At 43.6% G+C, this 26145-nt stretch carries 17 protein-coding genes, 1 tRNA gene and 1 pseudogene; 6 read left to right on the top strand and 13 right to left on the bottom strand.

The genetic code is table 11. From position 1 onward, the window contains the following. Window positions 1-45: 45 nt before the first annotated feature. Window positions 46-3987, top strand: a complete 3942-nt coding sequence (locus MAS10914_RS0116365) for a beta strand repeat-containing protein (RefSeq protein ID WP_017317028.1) — start codon at window positions 46-48, stop codon at window positions 3985-3987. A gap of 226 nt (window positions 3988-4213) precedes the next feature. On the opposite strand, the gene msrB is transcribed toward MAS10914_RS0116365, so the two are convergent. After that, complete coding sequence (gene msrB, locus MAS10914_RS0116360) at window positions 4214-4621, bottom strand: peptide-methionine (R)-S-oxide reductase MsrB (protein ID WP_017317027.1); 408 nt, start codon at window positions 4619-4621, stop codon at window positions 4214-4216. Between the two features lie 70 nt (window positions 4622-4691). Continuing rightward, window positions 4692-4790, bottom strand: a pseudogene (locus MAS10914_RS35595) (TOBE domain-containing protein); the annotation flags it as partial. Between the two features lie 365 nt (window positions 4791-5155). On the opposite strand from MAS10914_RS35595, the gene MAS10914_RS0116355 reads away from it, so the two are divergent. Together MAS10914_RS0116355 and MAS10914_RS34290 are read left to right on the top strand one after the other, a co-directional pair. Continuing rightward, window positions 5156-9616, top strand: a complete 4461-nt coding sequence (locus tag MAS10914_RS0116355; RefSeq protein ID WP_017317026.1) for a WD40 domain-containing protein — start codon at window positions 5156-5158, stop codon at window positions 9614-9616. A gap of 147 nt (window positions 9617-9763) precedes the next feature. After that, entirely contained in the window at window positions 9764-9934 is a 171-nt protein-coding gene (locus MAS10914_RS34290) for a hypothetical protein (RefSeq protein ID WP_017317025.1), read from the top strand. Window positions 9935-10366: 432 nt separating this feature from the next. On the opposite strand, the gene MAS10914_RS0116345 is transcribed toward MAS10914_RS34290, so the two are convergent. Beyond that, window positions 10367-10440 (bottom strand) — tRNA-Val (locus MAS10914_RS0116345). A 51-nt stretch (window positions 10441-10491) separates the two neighbouring features. After that, a complete protein-coding gene (locus MAS10914_RS34285) occupies window positions 10492-10629 on the bottom strand; it encodes a hypothetical protein (RefSeq protein ID WP_017317024.1) in 138 nt (45 codons plus the stop codon). Between the two features lie 260 nt (window positions 10630-10889). On the opposite strand from MAS10914_RS34285, the gene MAS10914_RS0116335 reads away from it, so the two are divergent. After that, on the top strand, window positions 10890-11675 hold the full coding sequence (locus tag MAS10914_RS0116335; RefSeq protein WP_017317023.1) for an SDR family NAD(P)-dependent oxidoreductase: 786 nt from the start codon (window positions 10890-10892) through the stop codon (window positions 11673-11675). A gap of 21 nt (window positions 11676-11696) precedes the next feature. Here the strand turns inward: MAS10914_RS0116335 and MAS10914_RS0116330 are convergent, their stop codons facing one another. The 7 genes from MAS10914_RS0116330 to MAS10914_RS0116300 form a co-directional block, all read right to left on the bottom strand. Continuing rightward, window positions 11697-12476: a photosystem II S4 domain protein gene (locus MAS10914_RS0116330; protein ID WP_017317022.1), complete on the bottom strand. Its 780-nt coding sequence runs from the start codon at window positions 12474-12476 to the stop codon at window positions 11697-11699. A gap of 107 nt (window positions 12477-12583) precedes the next feature. Continuing rightward, on the bottom strand, window positions 12584-13090 hold the full coding sequence (locus MAS10914_RS0116325; RefSeq protein WP_017317021.1) for a hypothetical protein: 507 nt from the start codon (window positions 13088-13090) through the stop codon (window positions 12584-12586). Between the two features lie 223 nt (window positions 13091-13313). Then, a complete protein-coding gene (locus MAS10914_RS0116320; protein WP_017317020.1) occupies window positions 13314-13691 on the bottom strand; it encodes a hypothetical protein in 378 nt (125 codons plus the stop codon). A 450-nt stretch (window positions 13692-14141) separates the two neighbouring features. Further along, window positions 14142-16322 (bottom strand): TolC family protein, encoded by a 2181-nt coding sequence (locus tag MAS10914_RS0116315; RefSeq protein WP_017317019.1) that lies wholly within the window; start codon window positions 16320-16322, stop codon window positions 14142-14144. Window positions 16323-16393: 71 nt separating this feature from the next. Continuing rightward, on the bottom strand, window positions 16394-17956 hold the full coding sequence (kaiC, locus tag MAS10914_RS0116310) for a circadian clock protein KaiC (RefSeq protein WP_017317018.1): 1563 nt from the start codon (window positions 17954-17956) through the stop codon (window positions 16394-16396). Between the two features lie 82 nt (window positions 17957-18038). After that, window positions 18039-18362 carry a circadian clock protein KaiB gene (gene kaiB, locus MAS10914_RS0116305; RefSeq protein WP_026082598.1) on the bottom strand — a complete coding sequence of 108 codons (324 nt, stop codon included), beginning with the start codon at window positions 18360-18362 and terminating at the stop codon, window positions 18039-18041. 88 nt (window positions 18363-18450) lie between these two features. Then, a complete protein-coding gene (locus tag MAS10914_RS0116300; RefSeq protein ID WP_017317016.1) occupies window positions 18451-18906 on the bottom strand; it encodes a phosphatase RsbU N-terminal domain-containing protein in 456 nt (151 codons plus the stop codon). Between the two features lie 891 nt (window positions 18907-19797). Here MAS10914_RS0116300 and MAS10914_RS0116295 point away from each other — a divergent pair. After that, window positions 19798-23451 (top strand): ATP-binding response regulator, encoded by a 3654-nt coding sequence (locus MAS10914_RS0116295; RefSeq protein WP_017317015.1) that lies wholly within the window; start codon window positions 19798-19800, stop codon window positions 23449-23451. A gap of 74 nt (window positions 23452-23525) precedes the next feature. On the opposite strand, the gene MAS10914_RS0116290 is transcribed toward MAS10914_RS0116295, so the two are convergent. Both MAS10914_RS0116290 and MAS10914_RS36415 read right to left on the bottom strand, forming a co-directional pair. Next, window positions 23526-25307: an ArnT family glycosyltransferase gene (locus MAS10914_RS0116290; RefSeq protein ID WP_017317014.1), complete on the bottom strand. Its 1782-nt coding sequence runs from the start codon at window positions 25305-25307 to the stop codon at window positions 23526-23528. A gap of 175 nt (window positions 25308-25482) precedes the next feature. Further along, entirely contained in the window at window positions 25483-25848 is a 366-nt protein-coding gene (locus tag MAS10914_RS36415) for a hypothetical protein (protein ID WP_332248808.1), read from the bottom strand. 80 nt (window positions 25849-25928) lie between these two features. Here MAS10914_RS36415 and MAS10914_RS36410 point away from each other — a divergent pair, with 80 nt between their 5' ends. Continuing rightward, on the top strand, window positions 25929-26102 hold the full coding sequence (locus tag MAS10914_RS36410) for a hypothetical protein (RefSeq protein ID WP_332248807.1): 174 nt from the start codon (window positions 25929-25931) through the stop codon (window positions 26100-26102). The last annotated feature ends 43 nt before the right edge of the window (window positions 26103-26145 follow it).

The raw sequence follows: 26145 nt of genomic DNA, 5'->3' as shown, positions 1-26145 counted from the left end.
TCTCTACAGAGGCGCTCGCCACCTATAATTACTCAGGTATAAAAAATGAAATCTTTATTTTTATTAAAAAATTTAAGGGCTGTTGCCCAAAGTTCTCAAGGAAAGCGACGTAAAAAGTCAAAGCGTGTCGCTGGTGTTTTAAGTGCGATAGTTTTAGGGTTTGGCAGCCAACTTTTGCTACCGCAGGTAGGTCTAGCTCAGACAGCAGGAGTTACGGTCGGCACCCCATCTTTCACTATCCTTGACGACGCTTGTATAGTTGGGGGTACTCCTGATTCGGGTGACACGATTACCATTGCCACCAATTTAAGGAATACAATAGGCAGCAATGAGGCTTTTCGGGTAGTCTTCCGAGCAACGGCAAACGTAGGTGGTACAACAGTCAATTTATCTGAAGACCTACTCTACGGTGGACCAACTTATATGAGTAGAAACCCCACTGTTGGTGGCTCAAACTGGGATGATAGTTACGGTCAAGTCGTTAACACACCCATTGTTGCTAATGGGGGTAACTATACCGTTAGAGCTAACTTTGGTCTTAATACTCAGCAAATGGCGAATGCCTTGAACTTAGCCAGCGGTACCTCTGCCACCGTAACATTTAGGGCTGAAGTCTTCAGCAGAGACTTTAGCATTTACTATGGCACAGCATCAGCAACACAAAGCATCACATACCGCAGGACAAGTGCTTGTACAAGCGGTAGACCCAACAATACTAGTTCGCTTCTACTGACAACTAACAAAGCCGTCTACACATCCACAGATCAAATTACAATCGAAAATTCCACACTTGGTGCCAATGACACGACGACAACTCCCAGCACAACAACTGGCTCGAAATTGCCCAGTTGGGGAGACACCCTAAACGACATCGTCGATATTATTCGCTTAGATGTCCCCCCTACTGGAAACCCGGAGACAGATTATGCCAATAATTCAGGCAACGTTGCGGCAACCGTTTCAACCTGGACGACTAATTTCAGCTTAGATTCAGGTTCTAAATTAGATGAAGATATACTAACGAGCTATTACTACTCCAAAGTTGTCGGCACTAACTTGACAGCTAACACTAACTATGGCAACGTTTCTGCTGGCAGCTTGACCCCCAACAAATACTACTTGGTTCGGCTTCGCCCCCGCCTAGGCACCACTGGCGTCAACACTAACGCTGGTTCTGCAAGCCACCCAGTTTTGCGTCCACAATATACTTACTTTGCTGTAGGTGATCCCGCCCCAATTGGGGGTAGCTCTGACTTAACTATTACCAAAACTCACACGGGCAACTTCACCCAAGGTGGAACTGGCTCATATACCATCACCGCTACTAACTCCGGTACTATTGCTACAAGTGGTACAGTTACCGTCACTGACACCGTGCCTACAGGTTTAACTCCTACAACCGCAACTGGCACAGGCTGGACTTGCACTATATCAGGACAAACTGTCACTTGTACCCGCACTGATGCTATAGCTGCAGGTGCAAGCTACCCAGCAATTACCCTCGGCGTTAATGTTGCCGCCACTGCCCCAGCTAGCGTTACCAACACAGCCACAGTTGCCGGCGGTGGCGAAACCAAAACAGACAACAACACAGCCAATGACCCCACGACAATTAACGCTGTCTCTGACCTAACCATCACCAAAACTCACACGGGCAACTTCAGCCAAGGTGGAACTGGCTCATACACCATCACTGCAAGAAACTCCGGTGGTACGGCTACCAGTGGCACAGTCACCGTCACTGACACCTTGCCCACAGGTTTGACTCCCTCAACAGCAACAGGCACAGGCTGGACTTGTACAATATCAGGGCAAACTGTCACCTGTACCCGTACCGATGCTTTGGCAGTCAACACAAATTACCCAGCAATTAGCCTCGGCGTTACTGTTGCCTCTAACGCCCCAGCAAGTATCACCAACACTGCCACAGTTGGCGGTGGTGGCGAAGCTAACACCACTAACAACTCTGCCAGTGACCCCACGACAATTAATGGTGTTGCTGACCTAACCGTGACCAAAACTCATACAGGCAACTTCACCCAAGGAGGAACTGGTAGCTATACCATCACCGCTACTAACTCCGGTGGTGCGCCTACCAGTGGTACTGTCACAGTTACCGATACCGTACCTACAGGTCTAACTCCCACAACGGCAACTGGCACAGGCTGGACTTGTACAATATCAGGACAAACTGTCACCTGTACTCGCACTGATGCCCTAGCAGCCGCAGCCAGCTATCCCGCTATCACCCTCGGTGTTACCGTTGCCTCCAATGCCGCCTCTACTGTCACGAACACAGCTAAAGTCTCCGGTGGTAGCCAGACAAACACCACGAACGACACAGCCAACGACCCAACGACAATTAACGGTGCTTCTGACCTGACAATCACCAAAACTCACACAGGCAACTTTATCCTAGGTTCATCTGGAACCTACACTATCACCGCGACTAACTCTGGTAGTGTTGCAACCACTGGGCTTGTGACTGTGGCTGACACTCTACCCACAGGTTTGACTCCTACAGCAGCTACTGGCACAGGTTGGACTTGTACAATTTCCGGACAGACTGTCACCTGTACCCGTTTGGATGCTCTTGCTGCGGCAGCTAGCTATCCTGCTATCAGCCTTGGTGTTACCGTTGCTGCGAATGCCCCATCTAGCATCACTAACACAGCTACTGTCTCGGGTGGTGGCGAAGCTAACACCACTAACAACTCTGCCAGTGACCCCACAACAATTGGTGTTTACCAAGTTTCACCGCTTCAAGGCAAAGTCATCATTAACGAAGTGCTGTACGCCCAAACAGGGGCTAATACTGCTGCCGCGAACGATGAATTTATTGAAATCTACAATGCTTCTAATTCGACGGTTGACCTCAGCGGTTGGAAGCTGATGGATGGTAACCTAATTGCCAATAGTACCGATGGCACTGGTAGTATTACTGGCAATTCAAGCCCGTACGTTTTCCCTAGCGGTACAACCTTAGCACCTGGGCAATATGCCGTAATTTGGATTGGCACTAACACCTCAGATCGTCAGGCAAGTGGAGCTACTTTTCAAACTTGGTTAGGACAAAGTCCCAGCCTCAACAACACCGGTGACGATGTCTGGTTATACGATAACCAAACTCAGATTGTTGACTATATCGCATACGGTTCGGGTAGTGCTATTAATACCGCGCCTCCAAGTTCTCTTAACCTGTGGAATAGCACCTATCAGTCTGCCTTGGCTAAGGCTAATACTGGTCAGTCAATTAGCTTAACTCGAAATGGACTAGATACCAATACCAGTGCTTGCTGGGAACCAACCACGAGCGGTACAGCCAAGACTCAAGGATGTACAAACTATCTACCAACTATAGATACTGATACTGTAGGAACTCGCTTTACCAGCGTTGGTCTCAACAATAACGGTTTTCCTAAGCTACTTCTCGTCAAACGCATTACCGCCATCAACGGCAAAACCACGAATGGAACTGTTGATTTGACTGCTGTTGTTGATGACCCTAACTCCACCGACGACAACAACCCCAACTGGCCCGCTAGTTACCTTAAAGGTGCAATCAATGGCGGTAAAGTCCAACCAGGTGATGAATTAGAATACACCATTTACTTCCTCTCTAGCGGTGGTACACCCATTAAAAACGTCAGTATTTGTGACTTGGAGCCTACTAATACCACCTTTGTTGAGAATGCCTTCGCATCTGGTTCTGGCATTGCGATGGCGATCGGCTCTACAAGCACCAATCTAACTAATGCCAATGATACCACTGATGGTGGTCAGTTTATCCCATCTGGCACAGAAGCTCCTGGATCTTGTAACAAAGCTGCTTTCTCAGGTTCGACTCCTCTCCCAGCATTGCCCGCCGCTCAAAACCTCACAGGAGCGGTAGTAGTGGACGTGGTGAAAAATTCCACGACTTTGCCTGATAGCGCACCCAATAGTCCTGCTTATGGTTTCATTCGCTTCCGTGCCAAGGTAAAGTAGGATTGACCTCAATATAGTTAAGATTATTTGTGAAAATTTCTCGTATGTAGAGATGCGCCAGGGCGCGTCTAGTTGAAAACGGCTGTAATATCATGTTGGGGAAATTACCCATAATAAAACTTCTTTGTAGTAAGGACTTTAGTCCTTGCTTTCTCGAGCAAGAGGACTAAAGCCCTCACTACGAATTTATTTTTGCCCAATCGCCTTCAACTCCACACGCTTAATATCAGTCTGCAATAAACTTTAGACCAACACCGTTGATGCAGTAGCGTTTGCCAGTAGGTTCGGGACCGTCGTCAAACACATGACCTAGATGCCCACCACAGCGGTTACAATGCACTTCAATTCTAGTCATAAATAACGACTTGTCTACGGTTGTGCCGATTCCACCTTCAATTGGTTGAAAAAAACTGGGCCAGCCAGTGCCACTGTCAAATTTGGTGTTAGATGTAAACAATGGCAGCCCGCAAGCAGCACATACATAAGTGCCTTGAGCATACTCCTTATTGAGTGCGCTGGTGTGAGGACGTTCTGTCGCATGTTGACGCAACACGCAAAACTGTTCCGGTGTCAAAACTTCGCGCCACTCTTCCTCATTTTTGTTGATTTCAAACTCTCTATTTGAAGTTCCCATAATTCCTAAAGTTCCAGTTAGATAGCGTGATGAATGTGTTCCAGTGCTGTTAAGTTAACGATGTACTAGCCAATTCAGTCATTATTTCGGTCTTGGTACGTTGAGACTGCTTTGAGAACTCCTCCAGAATTCTCCGCTCTTAGTCTGAAGTTTGAAATCTGACCCATCCTTATTCTTATTCTTGGCATAAGATTACCAATATTGACGGGATGTAAAAACTTCTCGAGTGACTAGAACACCAATTCAGTTCCAAACCATCTGAAGATTTACATATTACATTGATAACACGTTTTGTGTTGCTTGCGTCCGGTAGGATATTCCTCTCACTGGCGATCGCTTTTAGGAGAAGACAAGACTCCGAACAATGCGGAGCGATCGCACACTATCCCCACCACATGGCGGATGGGGAATTCCGCGATCATAGGTTAAAATAAACATCTAGTCCCTATGTCCCCTCGCTAGGCATACTTGCAGAGTAAACTACCCACCACTGACAGCCGTACCGTTTCAGTGGTAGTCTCCTGGAGGTTTTAGATGATTTATTCAGTTGTCATCAATCTGGGATATGGTGATTTATACGAGGGATTTCCTGTTGTGACTGCTGGGTTGTGGACATTAAATAATCCTCGTCCGCAGCAGTTTATCGGTAGTTTACCACCAGCGCCGAATTTGGTAGAGTTGTATCGAAATTGGCAATCGATGTATCAGAGTTTGTGCGATCGCCTTTGGCGGGGCGCAGCCCATCGCCTAGTAAGTGGAGCGATTAGGAATTTGGCGAATGATAATGATGATGATGAACTAGAAATTGATGAAGGTGATATCACGAATGTCTCTGTAGTAGATTTTAATAATTTGTCTCAACAGTTACAGCTAAGTATTAATAATTGGCTGGAATCACCAGGGATTGCTAGTATTAGCCGACAGCTACGCGCTGCGCTTAATCCGGCAGATGAAATACGGGTAATTATCGAAACTCAAGATATTATTATCCAAAAATTACCTTGGCATTGTTGCAGTTTTTTTCAAGATTATCCGCGTTCAGAACTTTCTTTTTCGAGAACTGAATATAAACGCACTCCTGGGTCGCAATTGTCGCAAATTAAGAGAAATCACGTGAGAATTTTGGCAATTTTAGGCAATTCTCAAGGTATTGATTTAGAAAGAGAACAGAGGTTTTTACAAAGTTTACCAAATGCAGAGATACAGTTAATTGTCAAGCCTTCACGGCGAGAATTTAACGATAAACTTTGGGATTCTCAAGGTTGGGATATGCTCTTTTTTGCTGGGCATAGTCAAACTGAGGAGGAAACAGGAATAATTTATATTAATGAAAATCTGACCAATAATAGTTTGACGATTGAACAATTAACAGAAGCGTTAAAAGCGGCGATTGATGCCGGTTTGCAACTAGCAATTTTTAATTCTTGCAATGGTTTAGGGTTGGCTCATGGCTTGGAAAAATTAAACCTGCCGACGACAATTGTTATGCGCGAACCAGTGCCAAATCGCGTTGCAGAAGAATTTTTTAATTATTTTTTACAAGCGTTTGCGTTTGAACAAAAATCGTTGTATACGTCAGTACAGCAAGCGCGACGCAGACTACAAGGATTAGAAGATGATTTTCCTGGTGCGAGTTGGCTACCTGTAATTTTTATTAATCCCGCTGAAGAACAACCTAGTTGGGTGAGTTTCAAGGAAAAATTTGCATCTCAAGCTATATTTAATCACACTCAAGTAGAAAGTAAAAAAAAGCGCCAGGATTGGGGAGAGGCGATTGATGTTTCGATATTTTACGGACGTAATGACGAAATTAACATATTAAAAAAATGGATTCTAACGGATAATTGCCGATTAATTACAATAATTGGCATGGGTGGAATTGGAAAAACAGCTTTATCTGTCAAGTTAGCAGAACTGGTGGAAAATGAATTCGATTGTTTAATTTGGCGAAGCTTACGAAATGCGCCACCAGTAGAAGAATTATTGAGCGATTTAATCAGTTTTTTATCTCAAGAACATCAAAGATCTGTAGCAAATTCCTTAGATAAACAAATATCTCAATTCATCGAATGTCTGCGTGCTTCTCGCTGTTTAGTGGTGTTGGATAATTTCGAATCGATATTAGACAGCGATAAACAAGCCGGAAATTACCGAGAAGAATATGCAGGATACGGACAACTTTTACAACGTGTGGGAGATACTCGCCATCAAAGTTGTATTTTAGTCACCAGTCGAGAAAAACCTAGAGGACTTGGCGCGAGAGAAGGTGATAATTTCCCAGCGCGATCACTAACATTAAAAGGGTTAAATTTTCGAGAAGGAGAATTAATTTTATTACAAAAAGGTTTATCGCCATCAGCAACTCAAATAAACAACTTAGTTGAGTCTTATTCTGGTAATCCGCTGGCGCTAAAGATTGGAGCGACGACGATTGAAGAATTATTTGCTGGTAGTATTACTGATTTTTTACAAGCAGGGACAATTATCTTCGGCGATATTTTCGATTTACTCAGCCAGCAGTTTTACCGTCTTTCGATTTTAGAAAAACAAGTCATGTATTGGTTGGCGATTCATCGAGAATGGCTATCTTTAAAAGAGTTACAAAGCAATATTATTGATGTTGTCAAAACGCGATATTTACTGACAACAGTAGAGTCTTTACAATCGCGCTGCTTAATTGAAAATCAAGCAGGTAAGTTTACTCTGCAGCCAGTGGTGATGGAGTATGTCATTGAAGAATTAATCGAACAAGTTACCCAAGAGATTTCTACAGGAGAAATTCAAATCCTGAATAAATATGCTTTAATTCAAGCCCAAACCCAAGATTACCTCAGAAATGCTCAATTCCAATTTATTCTCAAACCCATTGCTGATAAATTATCAAATTTTTGGGTACAAAGGGAAACTATTCAAAAGCATTTAAATCAACTTTTATCGCAACTCAAATCCTCTATAACCCCAAAACCGGGATATGCTGCGGGTAATATAATTAATCTCTTGCGACAACTTGATATAGAACTAAATAACTATGACTTTTCTAATTTAAATATTTGGCAAGCTTACCTGCAAGGAATCAACTTACAACAAACAAACTTTGCTCATTCCGATTTAAGTAAATCAGTATTTACCCAAACTTTAGGTAGTATCTTAGCAGCCAAATTCAGCCCCACAGGTAAATTATTAGCAACAGCGATTGAGAATCAAATATATCTATGGGAAGTTGACAACATCAGACAATTACTTCAACTTGACGGTCATACAGCTTGGGTGCGATCGCTTGCATTTAGTCCCCAGGGTAAAATCCTAGCTAGCGGGAGTCGCGATCGCACTATCAGGATATGGAACGTCGAAAGCGGGCAATGCTTGCAAATACTAACAGGTCATACATCAGATGTACAATCCGTTGCATTTAGCCACGACGGTAACACTTTAGCTAGTGGTAGCAACGATAAAACTATCAGATTATGGAATATCTCAACCGGACAATGTTTGCAGGTTTTCCGAGGACATACAAATAATCTCACCTTTGTCACTTTCCATCCCCACAACCAAATATTAATTACTGCAAGTGTTGATAACACCGTTAGATTGTGGGATATCCCAACTGGGGAATGTTTACAAATCTTCAATATTCCGATTAATTGGGAACTTGCTGTTGCTTTAAGTCACGACGGACAAACATTAGTTACCGGAAGCGATGGTAATACGGTAAAATTCTGGGATATATCCAGTGGTCAATGCATCAAAACTCTACCAGATTACAACAGCTTTGTCTGGACTGTAACTTTTAGTCACGACGATAAAACCATAGTTACTGGCAGCGAAGATAACACAATCAAAATTTGGGATGTGGAGACTGGAGAATGTCTGCAAACGTTACACGAACATAACCAGCGGGTTTGGTTAGTTGATTTGCATCCAGACAATCAAACTTTAGTGAGTATCAGCGAGGACCAAACCATCAAACTCTGGGATATGCGATCGCGACGCTGCTTAAAAACATTAAAAGGGTATAGTAACTGGATATTATCTCTCGCTTTTAGTCCAGATGGTCAAACATTAGCCAGCAGTTCCCAAGATCAGAAAATTAGACTATGGGATATAAAAACGGGAAAATGCCACTCAATATTACAAGGACACAATAACTTAATATCTTCAGTCACCTTTGCTCCTCAACATATTAAAGATTGTCTACTAGCTAGCGGTAGTGATGACAACACCATCAAACTGTGGAATCATCAAAGCCAATGCTTGAAAACACTCCGGGGACACGAGGCTTGGGTACATTCGGTTGCTTTTAGTCCCCAGGGGAAAATTTTAGCTAGTGGTAGTCGTGACAGTACTGTAAAACTTTGGGATTGGCGGACTGGTGAATGTTTGCACACTTTAGTCGGACATCAAAATAGAGTCAAATCAGTTGCCTTTCATCCTGACAATACCATACTAGCAAGCGCTAGCGATGACAAAACTGTCAAAATATGGGATGTCAATAATCGAACTTGCTTGCAGACACTGGTAGGACATCAAGATAGAGTTGATTGCGTAGTTTTCAGCCCCAATGCAAACATAATTGCCAGTGCTAGTTGCGACAAAACCATCAAACTATGGGATGTGAACACCGGGGAATGTCTGCACACATTACAAGCACATACCCACCGCATCCGCATGGTAGCATTTAGTTCAGATGGTCAGATTTTAGCTAGTTGTAGCGACGACCAAACAGTAAAACTATGGGATGCCAGTACAGGTAAACATATTAGAACATTGTCAGGACATGATAAAGCAATATGGACGGTTGCAATTAGCCCCGATAATTGCATATTAGCCAGCGGTAGCGAAGACCAAACCATCAAACTTTGGTATCTGCAAACAGGTGAATGCTGGCAAACCTTAAGATGCAGTAGACCATATGAAGGTATGAATATTAACAATACTACTGGTTTAACAACTGCTCAGAAAACTATTTTAAAATCCTTGGGAGCAGTCGGAGAATAAGCGCAAAACTCCTCGTCTTTTAGACACCAGATGCGGCTTCCTCATCTCCAAAGCAAAATTAACTCTTAGGAGGGATATGAATATTGTTAAAAATCATCCAAAATGTAAATTGGTTTACTGAAAAATATATAATATTTTCCTTCCAGTATGAATACAGAAAATCAAAAACCAAAAAAATCTGACGCAGAAGACCAAACATCTGATGATTCTTCTCGTTCTCCTGGAGTTACAGACAGAAACCCGAATACTCCAGAAACTACATCTAAGAATAATGAAGTCAAGGAACCTGAAGAGGAAAGTAAAACAAAGAAAAATTAGGCTTAGTCTGACCGCTATACTGAATCGTTGGAAGTTCAATAGACTTAATCACGGGAAAATCCCTCTAAGTAGCATGAAAATTTGACTCTTCCTACACCCTTACACCCTTACACCCATTTTCAAGTTAGAGGTTAAGGAAAAATAAAGGTAATCTAAAAAACTAGAGTGGCAAAGTAAACTGACTGCCTCCCGAAATGGTATAGTTAAAGCCTAAAATTTATCTGTGTGTCCTATCGCTGCTGTTTTACATGAAGCAAGACGTGAACTTGGTGTGTAAACTTAAAGGAGCGAACTTGAGGGATTCCCCTTTACCTTCAATCAAAAAATTGGAAGCATAACTTTGCCGGAGAAAATTAGGAGTATAAGCTTGCCATTGCGGCAAAGTTATGGGTAAAGGCACAGACACATAATTAGTCACTGTACAGGAAAATATGGACGTAACTGGACTCGAACCAGTGACCTCTACGATGTCAACGTAGCGCTCTAACCAACTGAGCTATACGTCCGCACTTTCATCATACTAACATAGACTTCTCTGAACAAGCAAGTGATCCAAGTCATTCATTAATGTTTTCCAGTCGATCAATTGCTTGTAACCACAATTTTTCAATTTGTTCCCACTTTGGTACACGGTGGGGTGGATTTTGCAATGCTTGTGCAGCTTGCAAAGCAAATAGCTTTGCTGCTTCAATCAAGGTGTCAGTTTGTTCAGCATCTGCAACACTACTGACAGTCTGGCCAAAATCATGCTTGTAAGGCGGTAATTTAATTTGTGCTGTTTTTGCTGCTAGTGTTTCTGGAGGAATTTGCTCTATACTATCAATCGCCGCTTGTATGGAGGCGATCGCTCGGTTGATGTGTTGACTCTTTGGGTATATAACTCCGGGCGGTTAAAACTTGCAGGAACTATTGTTAGTATCTGTAAAGAGATTAAAAAACCAAAGTCATATCCAGAATGTCAACAGCTTTAATTACTGGTGCCTCTGGCGGTATTGGTAAAGCCTTTGCAGAGGAACTAGCTGCACGCAATACGAATCTTGTTTTAGTTGCTCGTTCAAAAGAACAATTGAGCAAGCTGGCATCTCATTTGCAAGAGCAATACAAAATTCAAGTAGATATTCTTGTTAAAGACCTAACAGAACCGGGCGCTACTGATACTGTATTTGATGCTGTGAAAGCAAAGGGATTGACGATTGATTTGTTAATCAATAATGCTGGTTTTGCTCACTATGGCGACTTTGCCGAAAGCGACGGAGAACGGCAAATTAAGATGGTGCAATTGAATATTCTGGCATTAGTAGATTTAACTCATAAATTTTTGCCACAAATGCGGCAACGTCGTTCTGGAAGCATTATTAATGTATCGTCTCTCACCGCATTTCAACCGATGCCTTACATTTCTCTTTATGCTGCTAGCAAAGCGTTTATTGTCAGTTTTAGTCAGGCATTGTGGGCAGAAAATCGTCAATATGGTGTGCGCGTACTAGTCACTTGTCCAGGACCAGTTGAGACAAACTTCTTTACAGAAGCTAATTTTCCCCCAGCCCTTGCAGCTAAAACAAATAAAATATCTACTTCAGAACAAGTGGTGCGCGAATCTTTGAAAGCTTTGGAAAGGGGAGATTCAATCGTTGTTATTGGCGGCTTTAGCACTCACTTCATCAGCAGATTATCTCGGTTCGTCCCGCGCAGAACTCTGCTGTATATTTTAGAAAAACAGTTTAAGACAAAAACTTTGTAGAGATGTAGTAATGCAACGTCTCTACATATATCTTGTCAACTGCACACGGTAGCGGTCTTTTTTAGTAACAGCTATTTCCCCAACTTCCAAACGTCCCTTACCGCGAATGGCGATTAAATCGCCTGTTTTAACTTGAGAACTTGCTTGAGAGACTTCCTTCCAATTGACGCGAACATCACCACCGTCAATTAACTCAACCATTTTGCTGCGCGACATCCCAAAACCAGCAGAGGCGATCGCATCCAACCGCAAAGAAGCTTCCACGGTGGTTAATTCTTTCTTCTTCGGTTCCCGCACCTTTAACTCACTGAACTCGATGGGCTGAGTTTTCACCGGAACCGAACGCACCTGCTTAAGATTTATCTCTAAAAATTCCGCCAACTCTGGCACGACAATTGCCTGTGCCCCCCGTTCGCCAAGTACAATAATATCCCCCGTCTTTTCGCGGACAAGACCAGTTCCTAGCATAGCGCCCAAGAAGTCGCGGTGAGTGGCGGTATCAAAGAGGAAATTTCCTGCTATATCTAAAGCGGTGACGGCGACTTGGGATTGATCTAGGGGAACTTCAGAACGGGCGATCGCAATTCTTTGGCGTTCGGCTTGGGGATATCCACCCCACGCCACCAATTGCACTTCTGTCAGACGGCTAAACACCTGTTGAATTTCTGCCAACTCTGGTGGAGACAGAAAATCAGTCAAAACGACTTCCCAGGTTTTAATAGCTTGGTCAGCTTGGTCAATAACACGAGCTATACTATCTCGATTTTCAACACCTTTTAAAAGTTCTTCCCGTGGCAGCATTCTATATAGTTATGAATCGTTAGTTGTTGGTTGTTGGTTGTTAGTTGTTGGTTATTGGTTGTTAGTTGTATACCACTATCCACTATCCACTACCCACTACCTATAGACTAACGAATAGTTGTGTCAGCGTAACCTTGAAGATTTTCTGGCTCAAACTGACGCAAAACGCGGGTTGCTTGACGGGTGAGACTTTCAGAGCCTTGAACTACAATCAGGTATTTGCCAGCATTTAAGCGGTTGCGGTAAGGTAAAGCGTCACCGCTACCAACTACTAAACCAACTCCACCACCAGCAAATACACTACCCATAGCGCCAGCACCAGCGCCCAGCAGTCCTCCAATGATGGCATTACCAACTTGACCTGCCCAAGGAAAAGTATCCAAACGAGTTAGTAGGTTAAAAGCGAGTCCACCGAAAAATCCAAACGGCACTAACCAAAAAGCCATGAGCCGCGATTGCTTCTTCGCTTGCTCGTTAGGGTCAATCAAGCCAAACTCATCTGCACTTTTGTAACCTTTACCTAAAATTGTAGCTTCTATGCCTTCTTTCTCTAACGCTAGGTAAGCAGCTTCTGCTTCGATGCGGTCTGGTAAAACAGCAACAAGATAATTCATTGATGTTGAAATTAAGGTCTGATAAGGGTTGTTTCTTATAAAGGTCAAATAAAACGTGCGCTCAAATCCAGATTATCAGCAAAAAGCCAATAGCGTTCATCCCTTTACATCTTTAGCTTAGTTTCTTATTTGTTGCTAGAAAAAATTTGTACTAACTTTTCTAGCTAAATATGGAGGGTTTGGGTGAGCAGTACCTGCTTGAATAGATTACTGTGTGAGTACACTACTGTACTAAGTCAAGAGGTTCGCAAAAATTATTTACACCTTTCTTCAAGACATATATTAAAACTGGCATTGCTAAATCATTAGGAAACGTCGGCATTGTTTTCAGGTGTTCCATCATCGCCTTAACTGAGCCATTCAGCAAATCATCCCGAAATTCTTGTTGACAAATGACAGTACGCCATCTTCGAGCTACAGCATCTAACCACTCTGAATTCCCTCGTTCTGGTTCTTGTCCTGCCCGAATAGCTAAAGTCATTGCTGCATCTTCTAAATCTCCCTCACATTCCTCAATAAGATCCAGTGCTTCCATAGATGTGAGGTCTTCTGCAACTTGAGAGCGAATCTGTGCAATTTCTTTTGCCGTAACTTTTGTCATCAGATTGTGTTCTATCCAGTCCTTAAAGTTTTCCTCTATGCTAGGATATTCCAATTTTGATTGCTAAAATCAACAATCTGTCGAAAGATGTATAACCTGTACGCTGATATTTACGAATTGAAGCTTTTTGCAACCTTTTGGCTCTTTTTAGGATTGATACTCTATATTCCTCACCAACCGTTTCCCTGAATGTGTTTTAGGTTATAAGTAGCACAAAGAAATCAACAGTATATTTTTTGCTAAAAGAGTTATTGAAAAGCAGCAATTCTACTAATAAAAAACGGTTTTTCAAGCTTTTGATGATAAAAAGATTGTACTCTGCAATGCCACAAGGAAAGAGCAGAGTACATTACCAAAAAACTTAAACATTTAAAATATCAGTCAAAAGTCTACAATAGAGAGTCCATCATCTACAATCAAATGACTCATGACTGATAAGTACTGACTCATTTATCTTGATGACCTAGCGGTGATCGCTCGTTGTAAAGTAGCCAGAGCACGGTTGTAATTCAAAATTGCCTCGACTCTATTACCTTCAGCTTCCGTCAAGTCATTTTCTGCTTCAATGACGTCAGTTTGAGTACCTACACCTGCTTGGAATCGCAAACGTGCCAAGCGCAGAGACTCTCTAGCCTGTTCAAGAGCAGTATTAGCAGTTTGAACATTCTCCAAATTAGATTGCAATTGAGAATATGCTTGTTCCACGTCATAGCGAATTTGGTTGCGCTGCGTGGTAAATTGACTTTCAGCAATCCGAATATTAGCTCTGGCTTGATCTGCTTGAGCTCTTGCCGCGCCTCCGTCGTACAAAGTCAAGTTGGCTCTGAGTCCTATCGAATAGTCATCGTTAATGCTTGTGTTATCGTCAAACGCATCATCTACCCCGTAACTGCCAACCAAACTAACTTGAGGACCTAGCTGCGAAAGTGCCTGCCGTCGCTGTTGCTCATAAATGTTGCGTTGCGCCAGTTGTTGTTGCAGATCCGGACGGTTTTGCAAAGCTAAGATAATAGTTTCTTCCAGCGGAATATTCCACAGACCTGCTATTCCTACTGGGTCTGCCGTACTGACATTGATTGACTGCGGCAAGTTCAATAGTCGTGCTAACTCACGACGATCAATTCGCTGCTGTGAGATAGCATTTGTCAGGTCTTGTTGAGCATTTGCTAAATTGACCTGAGATTGCAAAACCTCGAATCGAGTACTAACACCAGCTCTTTCTAAAGCTTGGGCATCCCGCAAACTAGCCTGGGCATTTGCCACGGCAGACTGGGAAATGCGTACGTTTTCATTTGCTTGTTGCAAGTCGTAGTACTGAGTGGTGACATCCTGGCGGATGACCTCAGATTGATCCTCAACTTCCAATTCGTCCGAACGTAGCTGTTCCTCAGCTTCTCGGATGTTGGCTGACCTGTTCCCAGAGGTGTAGATGTCATACTCTATTTGCGCGGTACCAGAGAAACTTGTAGTAGAGTATCCTTGTGTCTGTTGTTGTGTCTGTTGTTGTGTCTCTTGTTCCAAGAAACCAGGTCCACTACGGGTTACATCAGTACTAAGACTAGCTGTAGGTAACAAAGCAGCTTGCTGCTGCCTTACGCCAGCGCGACTGCGTTCTACAGTCACTAACGCTCTTTGTAGCTCCGGATTGTTTCGTCGTGCTATCTCCAGAGCCTGTGCCAAAGTAATTGGCTGAATTCCCTGAACCCTCACTTCTTCTGGTTTGGTAGGAAACTGTAGAGGGTTAGGATTGGCATTGAGATAATCAGGGATTTGCACCGAACCTGCTGGGGTCGGAGTTGTTGGCACAGGAGTCGTTGGTGTAGGCGTTGTTTGCGTCGGTGTTGTTGGTGTAGGCGTTGTTTGCGTTGGAGTCGCTGGTGCAGGCGTTGAGGAACCTGCCTGAGCTACCTGATTGTCGGCAGTTTGTTGTGAGCAAGTAGACGACCTCAGGAGCACAGAAGCAGAACGACCAACCTGACTTTTCCCCTGTTTTTGTATGCACAACTCCACCTGCTCCATTAGCTTGGCTGCGTCTATTATCCTGCTTGGATTTTCTGACACTTTTGGTAACTGAGCATCAGGATTTTTCTTTCCTTGAGCAAGCTGTCTAGAAGAAGGAGGCATTGTTTGTTGGACAGAGGAGGCGGGTCTTGAGGTAGAGTTAGGAACAATTGTGTTTTTTGATTCCTGAGCAGCAATTGTTAGGTGATTCTGTTTTTGCGTGCTAGTCGCAGAACGAATCTTATTTATTAGCTGAGTTTGCTTTGAGGTAGGTTTAAAGCTCATAAGCACACCTTGAACCTTCCCTGTGACTTTTCCTACTGGCACACCAGTTTTTCCACTCAGTATTACCCCAACACTGTTACCACTTACAGATTTTAGACCAGCTGCCATAACACCAACAGCAGGTAGCGCTGGGACAGAAAGACTGTTGCCAACAGCAGGAGCCAGCTGTGTGTTGATGTTGAGTGCAATCGAGGTGGTTCTATCGTAGGTGGAAGTCAAAGCACTGGGATAGGCAAAAAACCTTACCCCAGGTACTTTCACAGTATCAGCCCAAGCGGGCTGCGTTGTTAATACTGCTGCTGTTACACCAGGTAAGAAGCTACTGAATATTTGCTGTCCTTTCACCGCATCCCCTCACACGAAAATTAAGCGGCAGAAACCGTTTTCTCACCAGAGAATATATCACGATGCCAAGTTTAGAAATCGGAACTCTGTTTGTCCTGAAATCCTTTGACAATGCGAGACAGTTCCGCCTTCTCATCGATAGTAACGCGGGTAGGAGCACCACTGACAATCCGTTCGTAGTTGCGGAAAGAATCTTTAATTTCGGGACCGTCAGCCGTAATATTGTACTCGCGGATACCCTTGTCGTGCCATGAACCGCGCATTTTAAATACGTTAATTGCCCGCGACATTTCTCCCCGAATTTCTACATACTGTAACATCAAAATTGTGTCAGTAATCGTGGAAATGTGGGAGTCTGTAATCGAATGCGACCCCATAAATTGGTCGGTTGTGTTAGTAAAAAAGCCCGTAATTTCTTCTTGCTTGGCGTAACCGGTAACACCAATGACAAATTGCCGGAATGCATTATTGCTTACACCTCGTGCTAACGCGGAAAGAGAGTCAATGGCAATACGAGATGGTTTAAATTCAGCAATTTCTGACTTAATAATTTGCAAGTGGTCTTCTAAACCAGTTGATTCAGGATATGTACAAATTATTTTTAGCAAACCTTGACGTTCTAAATCCTCAAAATCAATTCCCCATGAGGAAGCGTTGCGAGAGAGTTGAGCGCGTGACTCCTCGTAAGCAAATAATATCGACCGTTCGCCGTGCATACAGCCAGTTTGCAGAAACTTGCTAACTAACAAAGTTTTACCAGTACCAGTTGCTCCTGTTGCTAAAATAATTGAATCTTTAAAGAAACCACCGCCGCACATTTCATCTAAGGTTTTAACGCCAGAAGATACCCTAACGTTTGAAGACCTTTGAGTTAAGCGCATCGCTCCCAATGGGAAAATGTTAATTCCTTCATTGGTAATTGTAAAAGGATATTCACCTTTCATATGTGTTGTACCGCGCAGTTTGAGTATTTCAATTGTGCGGCGGCGACGTTCTCCTTCTAAAACATTACGCACAATCGCCACATTATCAGAAACAAACTCTTCTACTCCAAAACAGGCAACAGATCCGTATTCTTCGGTGCGTTCTGTAGTAATAATGGTGGTGACATTAAGCTGTTTGAGACGCGCTACAAGACGAAATATTTCTCGCCGCACCACTCCCACAGCTTCATACTGTTGGAAGACTGCTGTGACTGAGTCAATAGAAACGCGTTTTGCTTTATACTTGCGAATAGCATATTGCAGGCGCTCAATCAGGGCTGAAAGGTCAAAGTTGCCAACGACATCTTGTCCCTCTGGATCAGGAGAAGCATCGAGTATAAATAATTTTCCTTCATTAATGAGGCGTTGCAAATCCCAACCAAAAATACAGGCATTTCTAATAATATCACTAGGAGATTCTTCAAATGTAACAAAGACTCCTGATTCATCAAAGTAGGTAATACCGTTATAAAGAAACTGAAGAGAAAATAAAGTTTTGCCAGTTCCAGAGGTGCCGCTAACTAAGGTCGTTCTTCCTACAGGGAACCCACCATGACTAATATCGTCAAAGCCCTCTATCATTGTCCGAATTTTTTCTACACCTCCAAGTGTCGGTGTTTTGTTGAAGTCTAAATTTTCTGTCTCACTCATTGTTGACGCTTACAAATCCCAATGAAACCTAGTTATTGTTTTAATAAGGTATGTAGTCATTTTTTCGTTATATTATTATAGTCTACTGTTCTAATTCTTCTTGCTCGTCTTCGCTTAGTTCTTCATAAAGCAAATCCAATCCAATCAATACTCTTTCTCTATCTGAAAGGTCTCCAATAATTTTCCGAACCGGTGGAGGCAAAATTTTAGATAAAGTCGGCGTGGCTAATATCTTATCTTCTTCTGCCAGTTGTGGATTTTTTAACACGTCAATAACTTTCAAAGCATAAACGCCTTGAAACTCTTGTTCTAAAATATTTCTGAGTATTTTTAATGCCCGTACTGAGTTTGCGGTGTTCCCTGCCACATAAAGCTTGAGAACATAGGTTTTTCTTAGTTTATTCATAGAAGTACAGGCTATAAGTGAAGACAGAACTACAGGATACTGGGGTGATTTCCGATAGCAAGGGCTGCTAAACTTTGATTAAGTTATTCTATTTAGGAATCGAACACCGATAAAGTTCACATAAGTGAGCCAGTATATCAATCAATGTCAGACGGTAATCAAGTAATGCTTCGTCGCTCCGTCCTTCCATTTTTAGTTGTTTGGAAAATTCGTCAATGAGTTCCATGTGAATTTCTATAATTTGGGGCACAGGAATATTAGCATAAAATACTGCATTGATAAATTTATCAATTTTTTCTTTTAGTGTTTTGTCTGTGGTAATAAAGTAATTTATGAGGATTTGACGGTAGTCTGATTTGAGTTGTTGCAACAATGCCCGTTGGTCGGCTCTCGTCATTTGTTGAAAAAACTGGTGGGATTTTAGCGTGTAATATTTAACAGCATAGAAACAATTAAAACTTAGTATTATATTTATATTTTGTAGCAGCCACTTAAGTAAACACTGATTTGGAGCTACATACGCGTTGGGTGCGGGAGCCGCCACTCCAAGTTTTCGGTATCAGAACTGCTCTAGGTTATGACCAGAAAGATTTCTACAGTAAACTGAAAGCAGAAAAAACTTGCTATTTTACCCAAAGGACTTGCTCTGTGTCAACAGATATTGCTACAGCACTAACAACCTGTTACCGTCACTGCTCTATAAAACTTAGTAAGTCGTTGAGGAGGCGTTTATTGTAGAAATGGGGGTGAGTTCTGGTGAAGCCCACTTTTGCAGTCGCCGTCCACAGATACGTAGAAGAGGACTCATTCTTTAAACAGAGTAATGCAGGTTAGATCAAGGTGAACATCTGCTACCGTCACTAAGTGTCATTGGTGTAGTAGTAAGTTCGTCATTCGCAAATTCATATCTATCTAAATAGAGATTTCGTTACATTGTTCCGCAATAAGATATTTAAACGAAAATAAACGATTGTCGCATTCTAAATCATTATAATTCCTAAAGGTTCTAAAGCGAATCTTTGGAGCCATAATTGTTGTAGCTGTCGCTATCAATTATGAGTTTCAACACCAGCAAGACACTGGTGTAAACGCCCTAACACCATAAGGGCGCTCAGACAGCGTTCTTTGGAGGGTTTCCCTGATTTTTTAGGGGAGCTTCGTCAAAGATTAGCGGCTGACCACCGGGTGGAGTAACTTCCATACTGCCAAGCGGCAAAGGGAATTGCCGCTACTATGACCACTCTTGCTGGTAAACAATTTGTCAGCAAGGAAGAAGCTCTTTGTCTCTAAGGCATTCAATTTATGAGAAGAATGCTAAACACAGTCTTCTTAGAGGATATAGCTTCATACGCAAACACCCAAAGCGTCTTTGGCAGTTAGCTAGTGTTGCCAGAAGCGCGAACCCTTAGAAGAGTGACCTCATTGCCTTATGTCAATGCTACAGTACCCGCTTTATGACTTTATAGCAACCGTACCCAGTTGCTTAGAAACAACAACTCTGGCAGGTGCGCTGGAGATTTTTCAACAAGAGCAGTGCGATCGCGTAGCGTGCCCAGAAAGCATTGGCACAGAGCGCCCGCTCTACAGAGGCGATGCTCCCAAAGGGAGCCGCCCAAAGGGCGATGGCGGAACGCCCGCCTTCGGCGATCGCCTAGCAGTCTTGGATGAGCAACAATCCTTAGTAGGATTGATTTACTCTGCCCGTTTAATCCCACAATTACTGGCAGCAGAAGGCGAAGGTCGTTCTAAGGGTTTAGACTTACAGCAGCCCCTCTCGACACTGGGTCAAAGCTTAATTGAACCTATACAGACAATACCAGCTTCTTTCGATGTGGAGCAATTTAGCTCATTTTTGCGTTCCCAACAAATCCAAGCAAACACGAATTTAGATTGGGCAGTCATTGACTTAGATGGCAAATTTTTGGGGCTGGTGGATAGCTCGCGCCTGTTGCAATTTTTGACAAAGCAAAAATTGGGAATTGATACAAACAAGGGGACTAGCCGCAAAAATTCCAGGAAAACAGTTCAGAGGTCTTCTGCTGATACTCTTCATCATTACGCTGAAGCCACTGGTGTTCGAAATCCCAATACTAGCAAAACTCACCCACGTAACCAAAAACGAGAATGTAAGCCACTGGTCCAGTTATTGGAACGACTGCCTTGGCCTTTGATGTTACAAACAAGCAGTGGCGAAGTTGTGACGCAAAATCCGGCTTGGTGGCAACAATTGGGAGCCTTGAAAGACCCAGAAGGAGTCAGGCGACAGGTAGAATCGATATTAGCAAATGCCCCAGCCAAAAAATTACAATACGGTACTCAAACAGCACCTAAGGTGTATTCCTTTGGCAGGAACGAACATGGCTGTGAAGAAAATTCTTTGTCAGGTGTGAGCCAAGCCATGCCTCAAAAAGGTGTGTCACCTCGGTCAACATTGGCCGCTCCTCGAAATCATGACTTTCAACAGCAGCCTTTGGTGGAAAATTCTGCATCAAATCGCTGCTTTTTCGATAGCCAGCTAGGGACTTGTACCTGCGTCGTAGAGGTGCAAAATGGTCAGGAGCGAGTTTGGCAATTTGCCAAAATCCCTTTAGACAATTCTGAGTTAAAAGTCCTGAGTACTGAGTTATGGCTCATGTTAGCTACTGACGTAACAGAGCAGCAGCAGCTTTGCAAAGAACTAGCAGCGAAGAATGCTGATTTAATTCAACTCAATCGGTTAAAGGATGAGTTTTTAGCTTGTATCAGTCATGAACTCAAAACTCCTTTAACTGCCGTTTTGGGGTTATCGCGGTTACTGGTGGATCAGCAGTTGGGAGCATTAAACGAGCGTCAAGCCCGTTATGCAGGACTGATTCATCAAAGTGGACGCCACCTGATGAGTGTGGTCAATGATATTTTAGATTTGACCCGTATGGAGACGGGTCAAATGGAGCTAACGCTCACCAACGTTAAAATTCAGACAGTGTGCGATCGTGCTGTATCTGAGGCAAAAGCTATTCATACACAAAGTACCAGAGCTTCATTAAATACCCAAGCTCAAGGTACGCCTCCACAAGAACACCAATTCTCCCTCTCAATTGAACCAGGGTTAGACCAGATTATGGCGGATGAGTTGCGTATGCGCCAAATGCTGGTACACCTGCTTTCTAATGCCTTCAAATTTACTGAAACAGGTGGTGAAATTGGTCTGTGGGTCAGTCGTTGGGAAGGTTGGATTGCCTTTACAATCTGGGATACAGGGATTGGGATTCCCGAACACCAACAGCATTTAATCTTTCAGAAATTCCAACAACTGGAAAATCCCCTCACCCGCCAGCATGAAGGAACAGGTCTGGGGCTTGTTTTAACCAGAGCCTTAGCTCGTCTCCACGGTGGAGATGTCAGCTTCTTGTCTCGCGAAGGCAAGGGTAGCCAGTTTACACTGCTCCTTCCCCCCAGTCCCCCTAAAGAGGTGGGGAGATTGGGAGATGAGGAAATAGGAAGAAACTCTTTTTCGCCCCGTCACCCCAACCCGACTCTACAAGAAGCCGCCCTCCAGTCGTCTACGAAAAGCCCTATGCTTGCAGCACGGCTACGCCGAACGGGTATCTCCAGCAAAGACGCTACCCGTGCCTCGTCGCTCCGCGAGGAGCTTACGCTAACACGAAGTGTGACCGAAGGGCTGACGCAGTCGCCTAGGTCGGGAAACCCTCCTACTCACCGCCCTCCGGTCGTCTACACCCCATCATCCCATCACCCTACTTCTTCTAAGTCGCTGGTGTTGGTGGTTGAGGCAGTAGCTCGGTATATTGAAGATTTGACTGAACAACTGACAGGTTTGGGTTATCGGGTGGTGATTGCTCGCTCAGGATGTGAAGCCATAGAAAAAGCTCGGCGCTTGCAACCCAAAGCTATCTTCCTCAATCCGTTGCTCCCTTTGCTGTCGGGTTGGGATGTACTGACCTTACTCAAGTCCGATGACCCAACTCGTCACATCCCCATCATTGTGACAGCAACAGGAGCGGAAAAAGAGCAAGCATTTACTAACCGAGCGGATGGTTTTTTGAGCTTACCAGTACAACATCAGGTCTTGACACCGCTCATAGAAGGTCTATGTGCTGCACCAGAAGGAAAGCAGCAAAAATCAGATCATGGAGAATTTGTCTGTGATAACACACCACTGAAAATTTTGAGGTTGGTCAATCCTGAGTGTGAATCTCTGACTTCGCACCCGTTACTTCAACAGCACCAAGTCATTGAAGTGGATGACCTGGATCAGGCAGAACTGCTGTCTCGGGTTTGGCAGTTTGATGTCGTTTTGCTGGATACAGAAATGCCAGCAGCCGAAGCTTTGCTAAAACAACTTAGTCAGCACCCTCGTTTGGCAGACCTACCGCTTGTGACGTGTAATGTATTAACTACGCAGGTTGCTTCTCAAATGGCTGGACTTTCTGTGTTCCCTTGCCTAACGCCATCGGATACAGATAAGTGTCATGGTGGGAAGAAAACAGATGCTTTGTTATCAGTGTTGCAAATTGCATCTGGTGCATGCTGCCCACCCAGCATCTTAGTGCTGGATTTAGCCATCCTGCCGGATTTACCAAAGGCAAAACACAAGCAGATGAGGGGTTCTCCGACAGAAAAAAACTCCTCATTCAGTGGCTCTATTTTTGGGGAAAATGCTCTGTGTCCCTTGACAACCTCTCGTGGCTGTGAGTGGTTCCAAGCTTTGATTCAGTATCTGCAAACAGCGGGCTTCAAAGCATCCATGAGTCGGTCTTGGGCAGAACTGCTACAGCAAATTCGCCACCAAAGTATTGACTTAGTGCTTATTTGTTTAGGAGAGTCTACCATTCAACAAGAAGTGTACTCTGCCTTGAAAGCATTGGGACAGTTGCCTTTCAACTTACCACCAGTTTTACTCCTCGACCAGCGATTAAATCCCAATGATCTTGAATATGCACAACCTGACATTTGTCAAGAGGATACAGATAAAAAATTTGAGTCAATAGAAACTCTGGTGGGTACTATTACCTCCCAAATTTTACCTCGCTCTATATCAATGGAAGACTTGCTAAACGAGATTAATAAAACTTTGAAAGGTTATTAGTTAGTTGGTAGTTGTTGGTTGTTAGTTGTTAGTTGTTGACCACTACCCACTACCTACTACCTACTATCCACTAACTATTTTTTCAAAGGAACTCGAATTAATTGATAAGCACCTCTCGTGGCTAAATTTTCGTAATCAGTTGGCTTTAAGCCCATTTCAGGAAACTTTTTCGGTTGAGCCAGAACCAGTACTGAGGCAGGCTGTGCTGTCTTTGCAGCTTTGTTTTGAATATATTGTGCAGCAGCCGAAGACATTTTCACGTAAGTGACATGACGATGAGTATAAAAAACTACTGTAGGCTTTTTGAAGCCCACCATGACCACTTCTTCACTAGGTCGTTGTGCTTGCACTATAGTCGCAGACAATTCCCGTAAAGGTAGCTGACGTTCCTGATCCATCAAAAATAAACAAGGTGTGAGGACAAAAACCAAAAACGCCGCAAACCCCAACACATTCACCATTAACACAGGCTGGTAACGACGACGCATAAGTATTGCCGCAAGCAGAACAGCACAAAGGAGCCAAATCACACCTCCTAGCACTGTTACACCTGATTGTTGAAGCAACTGGCGGAAGTTCGGCGCAGCCGGATCACTACCTATTAACTGAGGAACGTAAAACATTGCCACTGCCAGTGCTGATAAAAATGCTACATTCACCCAGCCTGTAAAGAGGAGGGGGAGATGGGGAGATGGGGAAATTTTTCCTTGTCCCCGCCTCCCCGTGTCCTTAATGATGTCGCTCCATAACAGAGCTACCAAAATAGCGGCGGCTGGCATTAAGGGCAACACGTAGCTTGGGAGTTTGGTAACGGCAATGGTGAAAAAGCCAAAGATACCAGTAAACCAGAAAAAGGCAAATAAACCAAGTTGGCTAGAGCGTTCTTGGGAGCGCCAGTCGTTTCGCTGCCAAAATTTCAGCCTTGCTATTGCTAAAGGTAAGTACACTGAGTATGGTGCAAAGCCCAGCAACACGACTAGAAAGTAAAAATACCAAGGGGCTGAATGGCGATTGACTACGCTTGTAAATCGTTCAATATTGTGATATCCAAAAAACGAATTAATATAATTCTCGCCATTGCGCCAAATAACCAGCACATACCAAGGTAGTGATAAGCACAAAGTAATGAGCAAACCCGTCAGGGGACGCATTTCCCGCAAAACTTCTTTTGCGTTTCCCAAATAAAGCAAAAATATGCCAATAATCAGCGCAGGTAAGACAATTCCCACTGGTCCTTTGGTTAAAATCGCACCAGCAGTGAGTATATAAAAAGCTAAATACCACCGCGCTTTTACTTCTGATTTTAAGGGTTGGGCATACCCCAGAAAAAAGCACAACAAAGCTGAGTCCATGCAACCAACGAGCAACATATCCGAAACACCCGTTCTACCCCAGCCGATCATTTGTGGACTCAATGCCATGACAGCGGCTCCTAAAGCAGCTGTTAACCAGTGTCGAGAAGGGCGAACGATTTGCTCCAGATAATCTTGTTTTGCCAAATGCCACTGTATAGTGTAAAATACAAGACACATCAAACCTGTCGCCGCAAGCGCTGAAGGCAAACGTACCGCCCATTCATTCACTCCAAAAATTGAGTAGGCGATCGCCTGACACCAGTAAATTAAAGCAGGTTTATCGAAACGAGTTTCGCCATTGAAGAACGGAGTGATCCAATCACCAGTCACAAACATTTGGCGGGAGGCTTCAGCAAACAGTGGCTCTGTCTCATCAATTAAGCCAATACTGCCCAAATGCCAAAAGAATGCCACCCCACCAATCAAAACTAACCATAAAATCGACAAAGTCACAACGAGGGCTGGACGCTTGTCTATATTGTTAAACCATTTGTCACGCATCGCGATTAGTCATTAGTCAGGAGTCAATAGTAATATTCATATCTTGCAAAGACGTAGTATGTTACGTCTCTACAGTCTATGAAAACTAAAATGGACTAAATGTTTCTTCCTCTACACCATACTTCCTACACCCTGACCTTCAGCCGTCACTTTTTGGGTGACGAACTACTCTAGACTAATGACTCAGGATAAGTTGCCATTCTTTCTTTTGGGAATTCCAACTTGGTGAAGAAGTTTCCCCAACAACATATGGTCCCCAGTAGTGGCGAGAACCATCCTGTGCAAAGGCAACTAAAATATCTCCCTTCTCCAGTTCTAATTTACCTTGAGGCAAGCCTAGAACCAATCCTTTCTCACTACCTTCTTGAGGAGCAAAATCCCAATGTGTAGGAACGGTATCTTTAGTTTGTCCAGAAGAAGAGCCTTTTGCCAAGGAGCGCCGCGACAGTAGCGCAAGGCGCACAGCTTGATTGGTTTGGTTGCTCATCCGTAAAGTTCCTTGATTCGCTCCTTTCCCACCTGAGCCAGGATGTTTGGTCATAACGGTATTGTCAACCTCCCTAGTGCTGCTTTCTACTCCATTACTTTTTGTGGACACTGAATTGGATACCGTGGAAACAGATGATAGGGCCGCGCTCTGTTCCTGTTGTGTCGGATCTGGCGGTAGAGAAGATGTTTCTAGTTCTGTTGACTCAAAAGATACACTCATCTGACCACATCCCATTGGTAGAAAAAGCAGCCCCAATGAAACAGCAACCAGAACAGCGTGATGATACACCGATGGCTTCATGGTAATATATTTTACTAATAAGTATTTTTTTGCTTAACCGAATAGCAG

The organism is Mastigocladopsis repens PCC 10914, assembly GCF_000315565.1.
GTDB lineage: Bacteria > Cyanobacteriota > Cyanobacteriia > Cyanobacteriales > Nostocaceae > Mastigocladopsis > Mastigocladopsis repens.
The sequence above is the reverse complement of the archived record's forward strand: the minus strand, read 5'-3'. Positions and strand labels throughout refer to the sequence as shown.